Origin of the sequence: Okeania sp. SIO2B3 (genome assembly GCF_010672525.1) — a bacterium.
GTDB lineage: Bacteria > Cyanobacteriota > Cyanobacteriia > Cyanobacteriales > Microcoleaceae > Okeania.
This window is the reverse complement of record NZ_JAAHGH010000002.1, coordinates 359434-364507: the sequence shown is the minus strand read 5'-3', so window position 1 is coordinate 364507 and position 5074 is coordinate 359434. Positions and strand designations below refer to the sequence as shown.

The 5074-nt window shown below is 36.9% G+C and carries 2 protein-coding genes; both read right to left on the bottom strand.

Annotated elements, in window-relative coordinates:
• Window positions 1-251: 251 nt before the first annotated feature.
• Complete coding sequence (locus F6K15_RS02655; RefSeq protein WP_293056697.1) at window positions 252-2432, bottom strand: ATP-binding protein; 2181 nt, start codon at window positions 2430-2432, stop codon at window positions 252-254.
• An 808-nt stretch (window positions 2433-3240) separates the two neighbouring features.
• On the bottom strand, window positions 3241-4518 hold the full coding sequence (gene purD, locus F6K15_RS02650) for a phosphoribosylamine--glycine ligase (protein WP_293056695.1): 1278 nt from the start codon (window positions 4516-4518) through the stop codon (window positions 3241-3243).
• Window positions 4519-5074: the final 556 nt, after the last annotated feature.

The following is a 5074-nucleotide window of genomic DNA, read 5'->3' as shown; positions in this document are numbered from 1 at the left end:
TGAGCTAACAACTCATAGCTGTTAACAAAGTTCCGACCATAGGAGGCTAGCTGATAGCTGATGGCTGAATGCTGACAATTCTGGAGTTGAGTTACATCTAAATAATTAATTTTTTTCTGATACTATATCTGAGTCAAAAACTGGTATAGCAGTCGAAGGAAAGATGAGGACATATTCAAAGCTTAAAACTCAGAAAACATAAGATTTTTCCTTCTTCCTTCTTCCTTCTTACTTCTTCCTTCTTCCTTCTTCTACAGTTGAGTTACATCTAATAAATGACTTTCTTCTGATGCTATATTTTGCTCAAAAACTGGTAAATCAAACCAGAAAGTTGTGCCCACACCTAACTCACTAACTAACTGAACCTTACTATGATGCTTATCCATAATATTCCTGACAATAGACAAACCCAAACCAGTTCCTTCCAAAGTATGAACTCGATTTTCTACTCGGAAAAACCTCTCAAAAATAGCCTCTTGGTCTTCAGGTTCAATACCACTTCCTGTATCTGAAATTTCAATTCTGACAAACTTTTGACAACTTGGTTGTGAGGGTAAATGTAAATCTATTGGTCGAGGAGGAGGAGGAGAAACTATCCATCCCCCCTCTTCAATTTGTTGAGCTTCTATATTGCAAATTTCTGAGTCAGATTCTAATATATATGCTCGAATAATTATTTTTCCCCCTGCTTCAGTAAATTTCATAGCATTGCCCACTAAATTAGCAAATACTTGTAACAATAAATCGTAATGACCAACTACAGAAGGCAAGTTAGATTCTATCTCATAATTTAACTCTATTTCCTTATCTTTAGCATTAAGTTGATAAGTCCTTAAAGTTTGTTCTATAGGTTGAGAAATATCAACAGCATCTAGATGATAAATATGACAAGATTCTAGACGACTCAGGTCTAAAACATCATTAACCAAACGAGTCAAACGGTCTGTTTCGTGATTAGCAGTTTCCAGAAATTCTCCTCTTTCTATTTCACTTAAATCTTCCCCATATTCATACAAAGTTTCGATAAAAGATTTAATATTAAAAAGAGGAGTTCTTAACTCGTGAGATACATTACTAATAAACTGACTTTTTGCCTCATTTAACTCTACTTCGCGAGTAATATCCTGCACAGTCATCGCAATTCCTTTCAGACTATCTCGGTACTGAGAATTTAAACCTTTTTCTAATTTATGCTCATAAAGAGTACATTCAATAACTTCAGGACGTTCAATAGAATTACAAGTATCATCTGCATCATAAATACAACTTTGACAAAGAGACTCTTTCCCTGGTGCCCTATGTAACAAAACCGTTGTTAATAACACTCTAATTGTACGTTTATTTGGCTCATCCAAAGTGCAGCAATATTCACCACCTTCTATCTCTCCTCCAGCTATTTGATAAAGCGGTCTACTAATTTCCATTTGTAAAGCTGCAGGCAAATAATCAATAACATTTGCACCTACAACATCCTTTCCTTCCCAACTAAAAATTCGCCTAGCAGTAGAATTAACCAACATAAGTTGTAGATTAGCATCCAACAATAAAGCACCATCAGCAATAGTCGAAACCAAAGTCTCCAACTTAGCTTTTTCTGCTCTTAATTCTTCAATATTTTGCTTCTTATAATTTTCTAACTGCTCTGCCATTTCATTAAAGCTAAAAATCAATTCCCCCAATTCTCCTCCAAATGGTAAATCAATCCTTTGCTTAAAATTTCCCTGAGCAATATTTCTCACACCTTCTGATAATTCCTTAACGGGTTTAGTAATAATCAAAGCATTAAATACTGCCCCTAAAATTACCATTGCCCAAATCGAAACAAACACTGACAAAGTAACATCTCTAGTAAGATTTGAAGAAATAACAGCAGTAGGATTAGGATTAATTCCTATTGCCAAAACTCCTAAATATTTACCATCTTGAATTAACGGCACAAAAACATCTGTTAATTCTCCATTCGGAGTTAAATGTTGTCGCACCATCGGTAGGACAGACAAATTTCCTGGCTCTACATTGGCCATAAAATCTTCTGGTAGTTGAATGCGACGGCGTAAAGTCAGGGACGTTTTTACCTCTGATTCTGAGAAAGGCAGACCAAGGAAAATTTTTCCTTCCTCATCCGCGTAGAGCATATAACGTACACTAGAAGTGCTGCTGTAGAAAAGTCGAGAAAAACGAGCTACTTCGTTGCGTTTGCCTTCTGCCACTAGAGGAGCGACATTTGCAGCTAATAATAGTCCCAGGTCTCGACCATAGCGAGTATCATTGAGACGAGCATCCTGTTGAATAGTATTTACCGCCCAAAAAGAAAAACTACTCATTAGCAAAGACACCATGAGGGTGACAACTGCCATGAGTTTGGTCTGGAGAGTAAACTCAGACCACCAGTTAGCGATAATTTCTCCGATTTTTTTTAGGAGGGCAAGCATGGGTTTAAGTCAAAAGTCAAAAGTTAAAAGTCAAAATAAAGTCAAAAGTTAAAAGTTAAAAGTCAAAAGTTAAAATTTAGTAGTGGGACTTAAACAAAATCAAACCAGAAAACAGACTCAAATTTAGATGGGCAAAGGCTTTTAGGTCAAAAAGGTATAAATTCTGAATTAACAAGGGTTCTAGCCATTTTTAGGGCATCGACGTAATTCCCTTGTGTATACTGACTTTGAGCTGTTTTTTCTACCATAAAATGTCTAAGTACCAGTAGGCATTTTTGACTATGTTATTAATTAGGATAACTAAGAATTCTTGAAAGCTGAGATTTATTTTATTTATATTTTGATTTGCTGGGTACATCTCAAATATTTGCAAAAATACTTTTTTCCTATATACTTGCTATTCCCTGTTTTCAGATGAGCTGTTGCCTAAAAGCGATAAATTTTTGGCTTTATTCACGCATTGAGATGTACCTGATTTACCGAATCATTAATTATTAGTTATTAAATAATTATGGTTTAAAGCTTCCCCTTTTAAGGGAAAAAAAGCGGTCGTTTTGCTAGCGCAAAGCTCCGCTAACGGCTGTCGCCGACATGTTTGCGCAGCATTCCGTAGGAAAAAGCGCAGTTTCCCGTAGGGTGGGATGGCGTTTGCTACCGCAAAGCTTCGCTAACAGCGAAGGGGTTCTGTCAAGAGCGGTTCTCCTAGCCATATTCAATCAAGCAAGAGAAGAAATAATATTTCCTTATATTCAATTCCGTAACGGTTAAAATCCAAAGTAATTATCAATTATCCATTATCAATTATCCATTAATAAACAGACCTAAAAACCCGATCGCCAATATCCCGCCGATAATACATTTGGTCAAACTCTATAGAATCTACAGCATTGTAAACTTTTGTCCTAGCTTCAGAAAAGTCAGACCCTATTGCTGTTACTCCCAATACACGGCCACCAGAGGTAACTAACTGTTGTTCCTGTAATTTAGTTCCAGCATGAAATATAGTTACCCCAGTAGCTTCAGCTTTTTCTATTCCAGAAATTACTTTACCTTTCTCATAAGCTTCTGGATAACCCCCAGAGGCTAAAACTACGCACACTGCTACTCCTGGTTTCCAATTTATCGGGGGCAACTCAGCTAAACGCTGTTCACAACAGGCCAACAATAACTCTTCTAATGGAGTTTCTAGTAGAGAAAGAATAGGTTGAGTTTCTGGGTCGCCGAACCGACAGTTAAATTCTAAGACTTTTGGCTCTCCTTGAGGACTAATCATTAATCCAGCATAAACAATGCCTCGATAGTCAATACCACGTTTTTGCAAATTAGTCAAAGTTGGTTCTAGAACTTCTTGTTGAATTCTAGTCATTAGTTCCGGTGTAATGATGGGAGTGGTAGCATAAGCGCCCATACCTCCAGTGTTGAGTCCGGTATCTCCTTCACCCACTTGTTTATGGTCTTGAGCTGGTAATAGGGGACGAATGCTTAATCCATCGGTGAGGGCTAAAACGGATACTTCTTGACCTGTGAGAAATTCTTCGATTACCACAGACTGGGTATCTCGATCTAATTCTCCTTGGAAGATGGCATCTATGGCATGATGAGCCATTTCAATTGTAGTGGCTACGGTAACTCCTTTTCCAGCAGCTAGACCATCTGCTTTGACTACTATGGGAACTTCTTTGATGTAAGCTTTGGCCGTTTCGGCGCTGGTAAAAGTGCCTGATTTGGCCGTGGGAATATTTGCTTCGGCCATGAAATCTTTAGCCCAGGATTTACTAGCTTCGAGGATGGCTCCTGCTTTGGTGGGGCCAAATATTTTGAGGTTTGGTTGTTGTAGATAGTCAGTAATGCCCAGGGCTAAGGGAATTTCTGGGCCTACGACTACTAGGGAAATATTTTGGTCAGCAATAAGTTGTTTGAGGGCTGGGAAGTCTTCAACTGGGATGGGTATATTTTGGCATTTTTGCAGAGTGGCAGTACCGCCGTTGCCTGGGGTACAAAATATTTGTTGAACTTGGGAAGAGTGGGATAGTTTCCAGGCGATCGCGTGTTCTCTACCGCCGTTACCTACTATTAATATTTTCATAAGGAAGGAAGAAGTAAGAAGGAAGAAGTAAGAAGGAAAAAGTAAGAAGGAAGAAGGTTTTAGTTATCTAAGAGAGAATACTTTATACTAAATCCGATTTAGAAAAGTTGGTGATAGATATCTATGTTATGCCTTACCTTATAATCAGTCTATAATAACCAGATTTGGTATTAGTTATCAAGAAGAGAAAGTTAAATTTTAAATAAAGTATAAAAGTCTCACTAAAAATCAGTGTAGGTAGTTAAGTTGATAGTTGATATAGTAACGATTGCTTGTTTAGATGAGTTGGTTAATATGAGTGATAATTTTCAATTACTTAAAAATGACGATGATGTTTTGTTATAAGTAAGAAGGAAGAAGTAAAAAGGCTTTAGCTATCTAAGAGAGAATACTTTATACTAAATCCGATTTAGAAAAGTTGGTGATAGATATCTATGTTATGCCTTACCTTATAATCAGTCTATAATAACCAGATTTGGTATTAGTTATCAAGAAGAGAAAGTTAAATTTTAAATAAAGTATAAAAGTCTCACTAAAAATCAGTGTAGGTAGTTAA